The sequence below is a fragment of the Blautia sp. HCP3S3_D9 genome, assembly GCF_052063845.1.
In the GTDB taxonomy this organism is placed as follows: Bacteria; Bacillota; Clostridia; order Lachnospirales; family Lachnospiraceae; genus Blautia_A.
The window spans coordinates 1-16,514 of record NZ_JBQHWS010000002.1 but is presented as its reverse complement, the minus strand read 5'-3'; the positions used below and the strand labels follow the sequence as shown (position 1 = coordinate 16,514).

Sequence of the window (16,514 nt, the reverse complement as noted above, 5' to 3'; positions counted from 1 at the left end):
AAATTCTGTGCATCGCGAAGCGTGTTACTGGGCACGGAGTGAACAGTAACACACACAAGTTTTGCAAAGAATAAACAACTGTAGATATTGGAATATAAATATCAGTGTTATATAATAATGGTAATTCAATAAATATTGCATCCAATTCAGTTTATCAAAAAATGGGATCATATTTTGATAAACTGTTTTGAATGCATTATTTGTTTTTGATCAAATTGCGAAATTGCTATTTGGTGTAGAACCGCGTAGCGAAGCGGATGATTTTATCAGCTTGATATTGAAGGTCGAAATGGAATGGGTAAAGTAAAAGGAGAAGAAGATGGGTGTGAATTTTATATTGCAGGGGGCAGAAGAGGATATCAGCAGGATTGAGAAGGGAACAAAAATTCTGCAGGAAGAATGGAATGTCGAAAGCCAGAAAAAAGGGACTGTTTTTTCTGATATTAAGGTAAATGTGAGTTTCCATGAAGGGATGGAACTTGAAATAAAACAGGTGAATGAAGATGTGGAAATTTGCTGCCATGAACCGGCGCATTTTTTCAGAGCATTGAATTGGGTGCAGAAACATCTGAAAGATACAGAAGGCAAATCTGAGAAAAGGGAAACTGCATATTTCACAGGAAACGGTCTGATGCTGGACTGTTCCCGCAACGCAGTATTTACGGTAGAGAAAGTAAAAGAAATGATCCGTACACTGGCAAAAATGGGTCTGAACCGACTGCTTCTTTACACAGAAGACACTTACGAGGTAGCGGATCTGCCATATTTCGGAGCTTACAGAGGAAGATATACAAAAGAAGAAATACAGGAAATGGATACATATGCGCAGATATTCGGGATTGAACTGATTCCGTGCATTCAGACTCTTGCGCATCTCCACAATGTGTTGAAATGGCCGTCAGCGGAAGAAATTGTGGACACACCGGATATTTTGCAGGTGGGAAAAGAAGAGAGTTATGTTTTTATTGAGAAGCTTCTGACCGCAGTAAAGGACAGCTTCCATACAAGACGTGTGCATCTGGGAATGGATGAAGCTGTCCAGCTTGGCCTGGGAAATTATCTGAAAGAAAATGGCTACAGAAACAGTTCAGAACTGATCAAAGAACATTGTACCCGTGTACTGGAAATCTGTAAGAAACTGGGACTGGAGCCTATGATCTGGAGTGATATGTACATCACTTCCAATACAGGAAAAAGCTACTATGAAGTACCGGAAGATGCCGATTGCAGTGATTGGAAGAAGCCTGATCCGGAGCTTGGACTGGTGTACTGGGATTATTATAACAAAGATGAGAGTGTTTACGAAAAAATGCTGAAAGTACATAAACAGCTTTCTGATAAGATTGTATTTGCAGGTGGATGCTGGATCTGGAACGGAATCGCACCAAACTATTCCAGAAGTTTTACCTGTACAAAATCAGCACTTTCTGCATGTAAAAAATATAAGGTACCGGAAGTGTTCTGCACAGCATGGCTGGACAATGGGGCGGAGACGCCAGTAGATGCGATCCTGCCGGGAGCAGCATTATTTGCATATCTGGGATTTCATCAGGAATTTGACGAAGCAACGCTGGAAGAAGAGTTCAGAGATGCTGTGGAAAGTAGTCTAAAAGAGTTCCTGAAACTTGATAAATTTGACAGACTGTTCCTTGGTGATCAGGTGAATATGGCGTCTGAAAATCCTTCTAAATATCTGCTATATCAGGATGCAATGCTTGGAATTTTTGATTATCATTTGAAGAATGCGGGAGCTTCTGAGTATTATAAAATGTTGGCAGAAGAACTGAAAAACAGTGCAGAGATCTGTAAAAATCACACAGGATTTTTTGAATATTATCATTGTCTGGCAGAAATTCTGTCACAGAAATCGGAACTTGGTGTGCAGATAAAAGTGGCATATGATGCACAAGATTTATCCACATTGAGACAGCTTTGTGAGGAAATCATTCCACATCTTACAGAGAAATTGTGGAAATTAAAAGAACTCAGAGAAGATTTGTGGATGACAGATGCAAAGCCGTTCGGATACGAGCTGATCGATCTAAGAATGGGTGGTGTGATCACCCGTCTGGAAAGCAGCAGACGCAGACTTTTGAAGTATGTGGAAGGCAGAATCGACAAACTGGAAGAACTGGAAACTGAGAGAATCCCGTACTTTGCAGAAGGAAAACCGGCGATTGAAAATCACTGGCAGAGAGCTGTCAGTGGGGCAGATTTTACGGATACGATCTGACCGAATCAACTGCAGGGCGGTTGATCAGTAATACATGAACAGCTTTTTTGACAAATATCAACTTGACACGTACGAGGGGATGTGTAAGACTCTTATTATAATGAACAGTGATAGCATGACAATTCAGTAAAGAGTATCACTGTACTGTAATAAGAGTCTTATTTTATACAGAAAGGAAACAATACAAATGAGATTATTGATCGTACGACATGGAGACCCGGATTATTCTATTGATTCGCTTACTGAGAAAGGATGGAAGGAAGTAGAATATCTGTCGGAAAGACTGTCAAAACTTGATGTCAAAGACTTCTATGTCTCTCCTCTTGGAAGAGCAAAGGATACGGCATCTCTTACATTAAAGAAAATGAACCGTACAGCAATAGAGTGTGACTGGCTTCAGGAATTTGATGTTCTGATCGATCGTCCGGACGTTACTGACAGACAGAAAAGAGTATGGGACTGGCTTCCCCAGGACTGGACACAGGACGAACGTTTCTATCAGTACGATCACTGGTATGAAAATGAAAGATTACAGAAATCAGATGCAAAGGGTTATTATGACTATGTAACAGGGAAATTTGACGAGCTTCTGGCAGAGCATGGATATGTGCGTGAAGGACATTATTACAGAGTAGAGAAACCAAATGAAGATACATTGGTATTCTTTTGCCATTTTGGTCTGGAATGTGTGCTTCTTGCACATCTGATCGGTGCTTCTCCGATGGTGCTGTGGCACGGTTTTTGTGCTGCACCAAGTTCTGTGACAACTGTCAATACAGAGGAGAGAAGAGAAGGAATTGCAAGTTTCCGTATCAGTGCATTTGGTGATATTTCCCATTTATATGTGCATGAGGAGCCGCCTGCATTTGCAGCGAGATTCTGTGAGATGTACAGTAATAAAGACGAACGTCATGACTGATCAGGAGCGATCAATTAACAGAAGGCGGATGATTTTATCCGATGACTAAAATCTGAAAGGAAATAAGAGATATTGATATCAAAGACAATGAAAACAATTCTGCATGCACTGTCCTACGGAAATATTGAAGTGGAATCGTCCAGAAAACTGGCAGATCTGAAACAACTGGATGCGATGAGGATTTTTTTGAAGAAACTTGATGCAAAGGTTTATAACGGAGATTATGAGGTTCCGATAAGAGTGTATTTTCCTACAGAAGAAGCTATGCAGGCAGGAGTTGTAGAAGGCAATACATTTCCGATACTGCTGTTTTTTCACGGCGGCGGCTGGGTAACCGAGAGTGTGGAGAATTATGATCGTGTATGCTCCAGAATGGCACAGGCGACTGCACATATCGTGGTTTCTGTGGAGTACAGACTGGCACCAGAGCATAAATTTCCGATACCGCTGGAGGACTGCTATGCTGCCGCAAAAGCTCTCTATACAAATCAGTTGTTTCTGAATACAGATCCGGAGAAAATTACGATCATTGGAGACAGTGCAGGGGGAAATCTGACAGCAGCAGTGTGTCTGATGGCAAGAGACAGAGGGGAATTCACACCTCGCCGTCAGATTTTGATCTATCCGGCACTTGGAAACTGTTATACAGAAGAATCTCCGTACAGATCTGTGCAGGAGAATGGCAGCGATTATCTCCTTACGGCAGTAAAAATGGAAGATTATCTCACACTGTATCAGAGCTCGGAAGAGGATAGACAGAATCCATACTTTGCGCCGATTCTGGAGAAGAATCTTAAAAATCTGCCGGAAACATTGGTTCTTACAGCAGAATATGATCCTCTGCGTGATGAAGGAGAAGCATATGCAGGAAAGTTACAGGCAGCAGGAAATATGGTAGAACTTCACAGAATCCGGGGAGCATTTCACGGTTTCTTTGCCTTGGGAATTAAGTTTCTGCATGTGCAGGAGAGTTTTAAATATATTAACGAGTTTCTGAACAAAAGCTACGAACAGATACTATAATTCATAAATAATATGTAAGATGTGCGAGATGAAAAAGAAAGCAGGAAAACTATGGATACAGGATACTCAAAATGGAGAAAACTGGATAATGCAGCTCTGGCATTTCCACTGGTAACAGGAAAGAATGACACCAGGGTGTTTCGCTTCTACTGTCAGATAAAGGAGAATGTCAGTGGTGAGATCCTTCAGACTGCACTGGATCAGACGATGGAGAAATATCCGTTGTTTCAGGCAGTCCTGCGAAAGGGATTGTTCTGGTTCTATCTGGAGCACAGAGATATCAGAGCAGTTGTAAAACAGGAGACAGAACCTCCGTGCAGCCGTCTGTATATTCCAGATAAGAAAGCCCTTTTATTTCAGGTAAGCTATGACAAAAACAGGATTAATTTTGAAGTATATCATGCTCTGACAGATGGTACAGGAGCAATGCATTTTCTGCAGGAACTGGTGCAGAACTATCTGATTCTTGCGCATCCGCAGGCAAATCTGCCGAGGATAGAGAGCGAGGAGGAAATTACACACGGAGATAAGGAAGAGGACAGTTTTTCCCAGTATTATTCCTCAGATACGCCGAAGGATACGGGGAAGAAACCGGCTGCAGTCAAGTTGAAAGGGGAGAAACTGATGCATTCGGATATGCATATTACAGAGCTTGCCCTTTCTGTAAGAGATATCCATCAGAGAGCACGTTCCTATGGTGTTTCCATTACAGTTTTGCTGACTGCGATGATGTTGTGCTCTATCCGTGAAGAGATCGAGAAGAATCAGCAGAAGCGACCGATAGCTTTGATGATTCCGGTAAATCTTAGAAATTATTTTCCGTCTCAGTCAATGACGAATTTCTTCGGATGGATTGAGGTCGGGTATACATTTTCGGATACAACAACGTTTGAAGATGTATTGATGGATGTAAAGAGACAGTTCCAGGAGGAACTGGTAAAAGAAAAGATTGCTATGCATATGAGCGGATATGTGCGCATTGAGAAAAATCCTTTTGTTCGTGCGGTTCCTCTGGAAATTAAGAAATATTTTCTTATGATCGGGGCAAATCTGGGGAGTCGGAGTATTACAGCGGTCTATTCTAATATCGGAATTATCCGTTTCCCGGAGGAGTATAAAGAATATATTCAGCATTTTGGAATCTTTGCCAGCACAAATTCTCTGCAGATGTGCTCTTGTTCTTACGGAGATGAGATGGTACTTGGCTTTACTTCCAAGATACCGGATGACAGTATTCAGAGAAACTTTCAGAGGATGCTCAGTGAGGAAGAAGTTTCTCACAGAGAATTAAAAAATGAATTTCCGGCATACGGAGAGAAGCAAAAACTGGTGAAAAAAGAAAACCAGAGAGTCGTGCAGACATTCAGTTTTTTGTGCCTGGCAGTTGCTGTCATCTGTGGAATGATCAATTTCATGACTGCAGGAACATTAAACTGGTTCTGGTTTGCAGGTGCGGGATGTGCCTGTGCATGGCTGGTGGTTATGGTGGCGTATTTCAAACGGAGGAATATTCTGAAGAATGAAATGTGGCAGTTATTGATCATATCGGTGATCGCGATTCTGTGGGATCACTTTATCGGTTGGATGGGATGGTCTGTAGATTTTGTACTCCCATTTGGAGCTCTGGCAGTGCAGTTTTCCATTCCGGTGATCGCAAAGGTGAACCGTCTGGAGAGGGAAGAATATCTGTTTTATCTTGTACAGGCAGGAATCGCGGGGGTGATCCCGATGATACTTGTCTGGACGGGAATTGTGAAATTTGTTTATCCGTCAGTAGTATGTGCAGGTATCAGTTTCCTGACACTGGCAGCATTATTTATCTTTTGCCAGAAGGATACGCTGAGGGAATTTCATAAGAAATTGAGAATGTAACATTGCAGATATAATAAAAATTTGAAAATAAAAATCCACAGTTTAATCAAATTAAGCAAGCAGCGAAGCAGATGATCTTATCCGCCTGGAGCTTTGAAATAAGATGTTAAACTGTGGATTTTTTTGTGCTCTTAAAGAGATAAAAACTATGGCAAAATTATTTTTATAAAAGCAATAAACCAGATGAAATATGTATGATAGCAGATGTAATATTCAGTATTGTTTCATATATTTTCATCAGATAATATAATTCCTGATGATTCAAAATGTAAACAATAATCAGAACTATTCATCGTATTATTCATCAAAAATAGTAACAATCTCACCATCCAGAATACGGTTTGTATTCTTAACAGCGCAGAAATTACCGCACATACTGCAGGTATCTTCTTTTTCAGGTTTTGCTTCTGCACGGTAGCGTCTTGCCTTTTCCGGATCCATGCTGAGTTTGAACATTTCTTCCCAGTCAAGACGTTTTCTCGCTTCACTCATCTTATAATCCCAGTCAGCAGCGCCAGGAATTCCCTTGGCAATATCAGCAGCATGAGCAGCAATCTTTGCAGCTATAATTCCCTCTTTTACATCAGCTGCATTCGGCAGGCGAAGATGTTCGGCAGGTGTTACATAGCACAGAAAAGCAGCACCGGAATAGGCAGCAATTGCACCTCCAATTGCGGAAGTGATGTGGTCATATCCTGGAGCAACATCCGTTACAAGAGGTCCAAGTACATAGAAAGGAGCACCATGACACAGTGTTTTCTGAATTTCCATATTAGCAGCGATCTGATTCATCGGCATATGTCCAGGACCTTCGATCATAACCTGAACATCTTTTTCCCATGCGCGTTTAGTGAGCTCGCCCAGAGTGATCAGTTCTTCAATCTGTGCAGTATCTGTAGCGTCTGCCAGGCATCCCGGACGGCATGCATCACCCAGACTTAAAGTAATATCATACTCTCTGCAAATGTCCAGAATTTCATCAAAATGCTCATAGAACGGGTTCTCCTGTCCGGTCATTTCCATCCATGCAAACATGATAGAACCACCTCTGGAAACAATGTTCATGAGACGCTTATTTTGTTTAAAACGTGCTGCAGTTGCACGGTTCATACCGCAGTGAATAGTCATAAAATCAACACCATCTTCTGCATGCATACGTACAATATCAATCCATTCTTCAGAAGTGATTTTGCCAAGTGCTTTGTGATAATAGACTACTGCATCATAGATTGGAACTGTACCGATCATCGCAGGACATTCGGAAGTAAGCTTGCGGCGGAAACTTCTGGTATCGCCGTAAGAACTGAGATCCATGATCGCTTCTGCACCCATTTCCACTGCAGAATGTACCTTTTCATATTCCATATCAACGTCTTTCCAGTCTCTGGAAACACCTAAATTTACATTGATTTTTGTTGTCAGTTTTGCACCGACTCCACTTGGACTGATGCATTTATGATTCTTATTACAGGGAATGATAACCTGTCCTTTTGCGATCAGTTTTCTTAATTCATCCACATCAAAATGCTCTTTTTCTGCTACGATCTCCATCTGTGGTGTAATGATTCCGTGACGCGCTGCGTCCATCTGTGTTGTGTAATGTGTCATTTTTTCCTCCTTGCCCTGCACTGTGGGCTGCTGTTGCTGTACACATTTAGCCATTACAAAATGCTGGTACAGTAACGCGAAATGAACTGCGCCTCCTGCATATAGCAGGGACTTGCACCTGCGCATATTCGTAAGTTCTTAAGTAAACTACTGGATTAACAGAGAGTGGTGCCCCCGGTCTGTATGATTAAGAAAGGGGAGCCCGGATCAGAGAAGGATTGATGAGATCAGAGAGGGTTAAACTCCTCGATCCAGTAAGAAATATATACGATATCTTCTGGAAATTTTCGAATAAAAAAGGAAAAACTGCAATACGCCAACAAGCATATTGCAGTCCGGAAGAACTATAACTTTCCCTACGTTGGCATTATCCAAATCAGGTTATGGGTTAAAGCAATACAGCTTACTCTCAGCCTGTTTACACAAGCTCCCCTTGTCTTAATTGTCCACATTGTAACACTCTGATGTGAGAAAGTCAATATGTAAATCAGTTTTTGAATTGATGTAGCAATAGTATTTACTGTGCATGGAGTGAACAGTAATTCAATAGTTATTAGTGAAAAAAAACTGTCATTTTAACGCCCTGTGAGGGACATTGTATAGGCATTTGATGCAGAGGTCCAGGTTTTTCCATTGACTTTTTTGTTTGCGATAACTTTGATTCCGTACTTGACGTTTTTGGTCATGTTGGTAAGGGTAAATGAGGCAGCTGTTGTTGTTCTTACTTTCTTGTAGGAACTGGAGTTTGGATATTTCACGTAAACAGAGTAGTTGTTTGCACCTGCGACTTTGTTCCATTTTACGCTCATAGTACTGCTGGTATTTCCGGCTTTTTTTAGAACGATTCCCATGGAAATATATCGGGTAGTCGGGGTTGTGGTTACGTAGCGTTTGTTATTCAGGAGAAGATAAGGATAAATCTTTACCTGATAAAAGGTGTTTTTGTTTAACGGTAGGGTAAAGGATGGTCTGGTATAGTATTTGGTGATAAGTTTGTGGGCGGCAGAACTCTGATATATAACTTTATAACCTGAGATAGAGTTTGCCGGGTTTACAGTGTTCATGTTAAAGGTATAACCGCCTGTGGATGCGTAAGAGGTTTTGACAGTTACGCTGGAGTAAAGGGTTGTGCATCCGGCGATGCGTGATGAAATCGCTGTTCCGGATGAGGTTAAAGCTGTGATCCTTACTTTGTAGGCTGTGCCGGCTTTTAACTTATTGATCTTTGCTTTATTGCGGCTGTTGTCAAAGTAGCCGAGCAGTTTGTAGGAACCGGAGCTGAAAGGGCTGATGCTGATCGCATATTTCGCAGCATTTGTGACCGGATTCCACTGGACAGTTACAGAATTCTCAGAAGCGGCAATCTGTTTGATACCTGAATCAGAGGTAAGGTAAGAAACACCAGCAGCCTGGGCATTGGAATCATCGACAGAAGGAATATCCGTTTGCTCCGGAGATAATTCAGCAGACTGTTCGACAGGCATAAGCTGAGCAGTTGCTGCAAAAGCTGTAGCTGCGGTTGAAAACGTAAGAACTGCACTGAGAGCGATGCTTACAAAAAACTTTTTAAAACTTCTTGCTTTCATAGTAAAAACCTCCTTTTGAAGCTGAAAAACAAAGGCTGAGATTGTTTTGCAGCTAGTACGCCGAAGCGTGTCTGAACAGTTTTAAATATAATAAAAAAGCTTCGTTGATGTTGCTGTTATTGTAACATAGCGAAGCTTTTTTTCTGTAATCGTTATTGTTCATTCCATTCTCAGTAACGTGGCCCCAATTCATTTCAGATTGTCTGCAACAATGGAATTTTGGTTTGTATGTTTTTAAGTAGTATTATTCATCCCATCCGTCATACATGCGGATATTGACCTGAATGTTTCTTACAACATCTCCTTCCTGGAGATCCAGGTCGGATTCATCAGAGATTGCCGGGAGATCCATCTCATCTTCCATTACTTCTGCATAGATCCAGTTATAAGCTGCTTCATTTGCATTGTCGATCGCATCGTCAAGAGTATCGCCTTCTGCCTCGCAGCATGCGAGATCCGGGAAAAATGCTTTGTATCTGCCTTCTTCATTTTTGCGGAAAACCGCAGGATATATAAATTTCATTGGTAAGAACCCCTTTCTGGTTGTAAGTATAATGTTATTTTTTCTGTATTCTGGTTTACGTTTATACTTAGAATAGTATATAATACATTCATATATACATCAAGAATAAAAAGTGATCAGCTGCGAAGATATGCTGGTGGTTTTGCAATTTTACAGAGGGGATTACGATATGCTGACAATAGAAATGGACAATTTTGATCTGGGGCAGATCTGCAGGTCCGGACAGTGCTTCCGGATGGATCAGATCGGTGATGACCGCTACCGGGTAATCGCGGGAGATAAATATCTGGAACTGACTCAGGAGAGAGGGATTGTCAATTTCTTTTGCCCGGAACAGGACTTTATCTTCTTCTGGATCCGGTATTTTGATCTGGACTGTGATTACAGCGAATACATAAACAAGATTAATCCAAGGGATAAATACCTGACAGCAGCAGGAGAGATGGGAAGTGGAATCCGCATTCTGCAGCAGGATCTGTGGGAGATGATCATTTCCTTTTTGATTTCTCAGCAGAATAATATTACAAGAATAAAGAAGTGTATTGAAAATATCAGCCGGGAATTTGGAGTAAGAAAAATAAGCAGTACAGGTGCAGAATATTATGCATTTCCAACTGCAGAAGCACTGGCTTCGGCAACAGAAGAACAGCTTCGGGAGTGTAATCTGGGTTACAGAGCGAAATATGTGCTGGACACAGCACGAAAAGTCTGTTTCGGAGATATTTCTCTCGACAGTCTGTACGATATGACTTATAAAACTGCACGAAAGGAACTTTTGGGGCTATATGGAGTTGGTGAAAAAGTAGCTGACTGTATCTGTCTTTTCGGACTGCACCAGCTGGATGCGTTTCCTGTAGATACTCACATCCGTCAGGCACTGGATGCCCATTATAAACGAGGTTTTCCAAACAGACGTTATAAAGGCTGTCGGGGCGTGATGCAGCAGTATATTTTTTATTATGAGTTGATGAAGTAACTGTTTAGCGAGGAATTTTGTATGAGAATGTTAAAAACGATTCTCAATGGAGTCTGATTTGTTTCAGTGAAAATGTTGAACAGTTATTTGATAAAAACAGTAAAAGGAGGAATGTTATTATGGAAATCGGAGCAATGTTAGACGAATTAAGAGAAAAGGCACTGAAAAACCACAACATCTGGCAGGAACTGATGGACACCAGAAAGGCAGAACAGCCGCTTGCTGCTTTTTGTGCAAAGTGTCGGGAACTGGGATATCAGATTTATGAGATGGATCTGATAACAGCCGGGGAAGAATTCTATGCTACGATGCGAAGAAGCACCAATGGTGGTGGAGAGAACTCTCCGAAACTGGCCGGCGAAGACGATTTCTATGAACTCTTCTTCGCCAGTCTGGAGCAGAATTTGTAGGGTTAGTCTACGCCGTTTTTGGCACAGATATCATTCAGGCAACATCTGTCACAATAAGGTTTGGTACGGGCAGTACAGACATCACGTCCGTGGTTGACCAGACGGTGGCAGAGATCGTTGCCTTCTTCCGGTGGGATGATCTTCCATAAAGCCATCTCTACTTTCTTAGGTTCTTTCATATTATCTACCAGACCGATGCGGTTGGAGAGACGGATGCAGTGTGTATCTGTAACAATCGCTGGTTTGCCGAATACGTCACCCATGATCAGATTGGCGCTCTTTCTGCCGACGCCCGGGAGTTTCAGCAGTGCATTGAAATCATCCGGCACGTTATCATGATACTGTTCATGCAGAATTTTCATACAGGCACTGATATCTCTTGCTTTACTTTTACCCAGACCGCATGGATGCACGATTGCCTCGATATCTGCAACATCTGCATTTGCAAGTGCTTCCACAGTAGGATATTTTGCGTAAAGATCTTGAACAACTACGTTGACTCTGGCATCTGTACACTGAGCTGCCAGGCGCACGCTTACCAGTAATTTCCATGCGTTATCATAATCCAGAGTACAGTCTGCATCCGGATATTCTTTCTTTAATCTGTCAATGACCTCGAGGGCCAGTTCCTGTTTTGTCATATATTTATTATCTCCATTTCTTGTATATTATTTTTTGTTCAAGTTGTTATTCATAATCTGTCGGCAATTGTTTCACTATTTTGATTTAATAGCAGGGGAAGCTAAGGCCGGATATTTCATGGCTTTTTCAAATTCCTTGTTTATAATAATAACATAAACAACAATCCCTTGCATTTCCTATTTTCCTATATTAAAATAAAATCAGCTGTTGTATTTACAACAAAGTAATAAAAGTATCCGAAAGGAATTCTATGATAGATACAGACTTTTTGTGCAGATCCCGTTTGTTTCGGGGATTTACAAAAGAAGAAATAAAGAGCCTGCTGGAGTGTCTGAATGCGGCTGTCAAAACCTATAAAAAAGGTGAATACATTTTCCAGGTGGGAGAAGTGACAGAGCATTTCGGGATGATCCTGGAGGGAAAAGTTCAGGTTGTCAGTGACGATTACTGGGGCGAACGTCAGATCCTTGCCGGATTTGAGAGAGGTCAGTTATTCGGCGAAGCATATGCATGTATGGAAAAGATGCCGCTTCTGATCAGTGCCGTAGCAGTAGAAGAAACACAGGTATTAATGCTGAATGCTCACAGAGTTTTGCAGACCTGTACTTCCGCCTGTGATTTCCATCGCAGACTGGTAGAGAATCTTGTAGGAATTCTGGCAAAGAAGAATCTTACACTTACCAGAAAGATTGATCAGATTAGTAAGAAGACGATACGGGGAAAAGTCCTTGCCTATCTGTCAAGTGAGGCAGGGAAGCAGGACAGCAACGATATCATTATCCCATTTAACAGACAGCAGCTGGCAGAATACCTCGCTGTAGACAGAAGTGCATTGTCTGCAGAATTGTCGAAGATGCAGAAAGAGGGCATTATCAGTTATAAGAAAAACCATTTTATTTTAAATAAGGATAATATGGGATAATAGAGAGGCAGTTTGAACTGTTTGTGTCTGGAGAGCAAGTGCGTCAGGCGGATATTCGTAATTCGGTTTGCTACTTGCTCATAACCAAATGAAGTATTAAATGGAAGCAAATGATTTTATCAGCACATAAGAGGGAAAAGAATGAAAGTACGAATGTATAATGTAGGTTTCGGAGACTGCTTCTGCCTCCGGGACAGAAAGAAAAGTCTGTTGGTGGATTTCGGAACCAACAACAGCAGGATAGAGGGACGTCCCAGAAGAGAAATATTTGATCTGATCATTTCAGATTTATCAACGATCAGCAGTAAGAATCTGCTCCTGACACATTTTCATATGGATCATCTGTCAGGTCTGCTTTATATGATGAAGAAGAAAGATATTTCTGTTGATTTTGGCAGGATTTATCTTCCGGATGTTTTCTCAAAGAAGGAAATGAGCAGAACATTGGTATTGTTGCTTCTGGCAGATCTGTTAAAGGAATCCGGACTTCCAAGTCGTCAGGTCAGTTTGTTTGCATTGGTGGATGCGCTTCTGGAGAACAAACAGAATGTGGAACTTCTCAGTAGAGGGAAACTTTTTGAGAATAAATATCAGGCATTGTGGCCGGATGTGGATATCATTCAGAAAGAAACAGATGAAGTATATGATCAGCTCATCAAAGATGAGAGATTCACTGAGGTGATGGTTGTTCTGCTGGAGTTTGCAGAGAAACTGCGTAAGATCGTCTGGTCTATGACAGAAGAAGGAAGAGTACAGTCTGAAGAAGAACAGGAGAAAATTTCTCTGGCATATGTGTATGACAGAGAATTCAGAAGAATTAAAGCAATTCCGGAATTTAAAGAACTGCTAAATTATCTGAATGAAAAGAAAGTAAACCTCAGACAGTTTAAACATAAGATCAGCATTATCTTCCAGAATGCCCATGACGGAGAACTGAACCTGTTATTTACCGGGGATGCCCAGCCGGAGCATATGAAGATGATCGCTGAGAACTACGACGGGAAACTGCCGTTATATGAACATTACTGGTGTATCAAAGTACCGCATCACGGAACACAGGGACATTACTTCGACTTTTCCCAGTATGAACCGGAGAATATGCTGATTTCTAATGGAATCCACTTTGCGAACAGTAAGAAAGAGTCAAAGGAACTGAGGACATCACCGCTTTATGGTGGATTGTTCTATATTCCGGATACGCATATGTATTGTTCAAACTGTGACTGCTGTGACAGCTATGAAAATGGCTGCTCCTGCAAGGAAGCAGATGTGATTTCACCGGCATATTATAAAGATATATAAGGTCTGCAATAGTATTTCAAATCTGTATTTGAATGATTTGATAAATAAAAACAGAAATCTCCTGGTACATTTTTAAAATAAACGTATCGGGAGATTTTTATTATATCATAGAAAACTACTTCATAATTGCCTATGACATAATAGACCCTCCAGGAAAGATTGTACTGCGGTGAACATAAAACAGCAGACATCTGTATATCCCATCGAATATACAATGCCTGCTGTTGGATTTTTATATTGCTTCTATATTATATTTACTGAATTATTTAGCTGGTGTCAGGTGCCAGATATCGTTGTTGTACTGCTCGATCGTTCTGTCAGATGAGAAGAATCCAGCTTTAGCGATATTAACCAGCATCTTCTTAGCCCATGCTTTTCTGTCTGCATAATCAGACAGAGCCTGATCTTTCTTTTCAACGTAATCATTGAAGTCAAGCAGTGTCATGAACCAGTCTTTGCTTACCAGTTCGTGATGCAGTCTTTCCAGATTTTCTTTATGGCCAAGTTTCAGCATCTTTTCGCTTACGATGAAATCAACGCATTCTTTGATGTGTTCATCGCTCTCATAGATATCTTTGGAGCAGTAGTCTGCTTTCTCATAATGTTCGATAACTTTCTCACTGGATTCACCGAAGATATAGATATTGTCTTCACCAACCAGTTCGCTGATCTCAACGTTAGCACCGTCCATAGTTCCCAGAGTAACAGCACCGTTCAGCATGAACTTCATGTTACCTGTACCACTTGCTTCTTTGGAAGCCAGGGAAATCTGTTCGGAGATATCACATGCAGGGATCAGTTTCTCTGCCGCAGATACATTGTAGTTCTCAACCATAACAAGTTTCATGTATGGTGCAACTTCCGGGTCATCTTTGATGAGATCCTGGAGTGTGAGCAGAAGGTGAATGATATCCTTCGCGATCACATAAGCAGGAGCTGCCTTTGCGCCAAAGATAAAGGTTACAGGCTGAGCCGGTTTCTTACCGCCTTTGATCTCCAGATATTTGCTGATGATGTACAGAGCATTTAACTGCTGGCGCTTGTACTCATGGAGACGTTTGATCTGGATATCATAAATGCTGTTTTCGTCGATTTCGACACCTGTGTTGGACAGGATAAAGTCTTTCAGAGTTTTCTTGGCTTCTGTTTTGATCTCAAGAATCTTATTCAGAACTGCCTCATCATCTTTATACTTCAGCAGATTTTCCAGAGCGTTTGCATCTTTTTTGAACTCATCACCGATCAGCTCTGTAATGTAATCAGTCAGCGGATGGTTGCAGTGCATTAACCAACGGCGGAATGTGATGCCGTTAGTCTTATTGTTAAATTTCTCCGGATAGATATCATAGAAAGCTTTCAGCTCGCTTGTTTTCAGGATCTCTGTGTGCAGAGCAGCAACGCCGTTGATGGAGAATCCGTAGTGGATGTCCATATGTGCCATGTGAACCAGATTGTTTTTGTCAATGATGGCTACGTTTTCCTGTGGATATTTCTCTTTGATCTTTTCATCCAGTTTCTCGATGATCGGAACAAGGTGAGGAACAACATCAAGGAGATAATCCATCGGCCATTTTTCCAGTGCTTCTGCAAGGATGGTATGGTTTGTGTAAGCACATACTTTGGATACGATCTCAGCAGCTTCATCAAAGTCGATTCCGCGCTCTGTCAGGAGACGGATCAGTTCCGGAATGACCATACTTGGGTGAGTATCGTTGATCTGGATCACTGCATAGTCTGCAAGGTCATGCAGGTTGCAGCCTTTCTTTGTTGCTTCGTCCAGGATGAACTGAGCGGCATTGGATACCATGAAATACTGCTGGAAGATACGGAGCTTACGTCCGTCATCATCGCTGTCATCCGGATACAGGAACAGTGTCAGGTTGTGAAGGATGTCTTTTTTATCAAAAGAGATTCCGTCTTTTACGATTGATTCATCTGCGATGTCAATGTCAAATAAGTGCAGATGAATGGATTTGTTATTGTAGCCTGCAACGTCAATGTCGTACAGGGAAGATTTCAGTGAGAATCCGCGGAACGGTACTGTATAGGAAACACCTGCAGGTGTAAGCCAGCTGTGTTCTTCAATCCATGGGTTCGGAGTTTCTTTCTGAAGTCTGTCCTCAAAGAGCTGCTTGAAAAGACCCAGATGATAGTTCAGACCAATACCTTCGCCCGGAAGACCGAGAGTTGCGATGGAATCCAGGAAGCATGCTGCCAGACGTCCAAGACCACCGTTTCCAAGAGATGGTTCCGGTTCCACTTCTTCGATGTCAGCAATGGCTTTTCCATTCTCTTTTAAGAATGCAGCAACATCATCATAGATTCCCAGGTTGATCAGGTTGTTGGATAATAATTTACCGATCAGGAACTCTGCGGAAATATAATAGATTTTCTTCTTTCCATCCTGATAGCCTTTTTCGAAGAGCTGGTTTTTAGTATATATCAATAATGCATTGTAAATTTCTTCGGTTGTGCACTGACGTACATTTTTCTTATAC

General features: G+C 41.5%; 13 protein-coding genes and 1 riboswitch. Of the genes, 8 read left to right on the top strand and 5 right to left on the bottom strand.

Translation table 11 applies throughout. The features are described 5' to 3' along the window. Positions 1–319: 319 nt before the first annotated feature. From ACTNES_RS00865 to ACTNES_RS00850, 4 genes are all read left to right on the top strand, one after another. The gene (locus tag ACTNES_RS00865; protein WP_441038283.1) at positions 320–2,233 is read left to right on the top strand and encodes a beta-N-acetylhexosaminidase; all 1,914 of its coding nucleotides are present in this window, start codon (positions 320–322) and stop codon (positions 2,231–2,233) included. Positions 2,234–2,420: 187 nt separating this feature from the next. Then, positions 2,421–3,152: a histidine phosphatase family protein gene (locus ACTNES_RS00860; RefSeq protein WP_216460691.1), complete on the top strand. Its 732-nt coding sequence runs from the start codon at positions 2,421–2,423 to the stop codon at positions 3,150–3,152. Between the two features lie 87 nt (positions 3,153–3,239). After that, positions 3,240–4,175 (top strand): alpha/beta hydrolase, encoded by a 936-nt coding sequence (locus ACTNES_RS00855; protein WP_291804179.1) that lies wholly within the window; start codon positions 3,240–3,242, stop codon positions 4,173–4,175. A gap of 51 nt (positions 4,176–4,226) precedes the next feature. Continuing rightward, positions 4,227–6,047, top strand: a complete 1,821-nt coding sequence (locus tag ACTNES_RS00850; RefSeq protein WP_291804144.1) for a DUF6320 domain-containing protein — start codon at positions 4,227–4,229, stop codon at positions 6,045–6,047. A 297-nt stretch (positions 6,048–6,344) separates the two neighbouring features. Here ACTNES_RS00850 and thiC read toward each other — a convergent pair whose 3' ends face one another. The 3 genes from thiC to ACTNES_RS00835 form a co-directional block, all read right to left on the bottom strand. Further along, positions 6,345–7,655 (bottom strand): phosphomethylpyrimidine synthase ThiC, encoded by a 1,311-nt coding sequence (gene thiC, locus ACTNES_RS00845; protein WP_291814969.1) that lies wholly within the window; start codon positions 7,653–7,655, stop codon positions 6,345–6,347. A 335-nt stretch (positions 7,656–7,990) separates the two neighbouring features. Then, positions 7,991–8,099: riboswitch (TPP riboswitch) on the bottom strand. A gap of 131 nt (positions 8,100–8,230) precedes the next feature. Then, positions 8,231–9,241, bottom strand: a complete 1,011-nt coding sequence (locus tag ACTNES_RS00840; RefSeq protein ID WP_291804113.1) for a fibronectin type III domain-containing protein — start codon at positions 9,239–9,241, stop codon at positions 8,231–8,233. Positions 9,242–9,485: 244 nt separating this feature from the next. Next, positions 9,486–9,764 carry a type II toxin-antitoxin system HicB family antitoxin gene (locus ACTNES_RS00835; protein WP_216460695.1) on the bottom strand — a complete coding sequence of 93 codons (279 nt, stop codon included), beginning with the start codon at positions 9,762–9,764 and terminating at the stop codon, positions 9,486–9,488. A gap of 169 nt (positions 9,765–9,933) precedes the next feature. Between ACTNES_RS00835 and ACTNES_RS00830 the strand changes: the two genes are divergently transcribed. Together ACTNES_RS00830 and ACTNES_RS00825 are read left to right on the top strand one after the other, a co-directional pair. Then, on the top strand, positions 9,934–10,740 hold the full coding sequence (locus ACTNES_RS00830; protein ID WP_291804109.1) for a DNA-3-methyladenine glycosylase family protein: 807 nt from the start codon (positions 9,934–9,936) through the stop codon (positions 10,738–10,740). Between the two features lie 119 nt (positions 10,741–10,859). Next, entirely contained in the window at positions 10,860–11,150 is a 291-nt protein-coding gene (locus tag ACTNES_RS00825; protein WP_291804106.1) for a hypothetical protein, read from the top strand. A 2-nt stretch (positions 11,151–11,152) separates the two neighbouring features. Here ACTNES_RS00825 and ACTNES_RS00820 read toward each other — a convergent pair whose 3' ends face one another. Further along, entirely contained in the window at positions 11,153–11,791 is a 639-nt protein-coding gene (locus ACTNES_RS00820; RefSeq protein WP_291804103.1) for an endonuclease III domain-containing protein, read from the bottom strand. A 251-nt stretch (positions 11,792–12,042) separates the two neighbouring features. Between ACTNES_RS00820 and ACTNES_RS00815 the strand changes: the two genes are divergently transcribed. Beyond that, positions 12,043–12,714, top strand: coding sequence for a Crp/Fnr family transcriptional regulator (locus ACTNES_RS00815; protein ID WP_291804100.1), 672 nt, complete (start codon positions 12,043–12,045; stop codon positions 12,712–12,714). 141 nt (positions 12,715–12,855) lie between these two features. Beyond that, positions 12,856–14,016: an MBL fold metallo-hydrolase gene (locus tag ACTNES_RS00810; protein WP_216460700.1), complete on the top strand. Its 1,161-nt coding sequence runs from the start codon at positions 12,856–12,858 to the stop codon at positions 14,014–14,016. A gap of 262 nt (positions 14,017–14,278) precedes the next feature. On the opposite strand, the gene ACTNES_RS00805 is transcribed toward ACTNES_RS00810, so the two are convergent. Further along, on the bottom strand, positions 14,279–16,514 hold a 2,236-nt coding region (locus ACTNES_RS00805; protein ID WP_441038282.1), incomplete at its 5' end, for a glycogen/starch/alpha-glucan phosphorylase.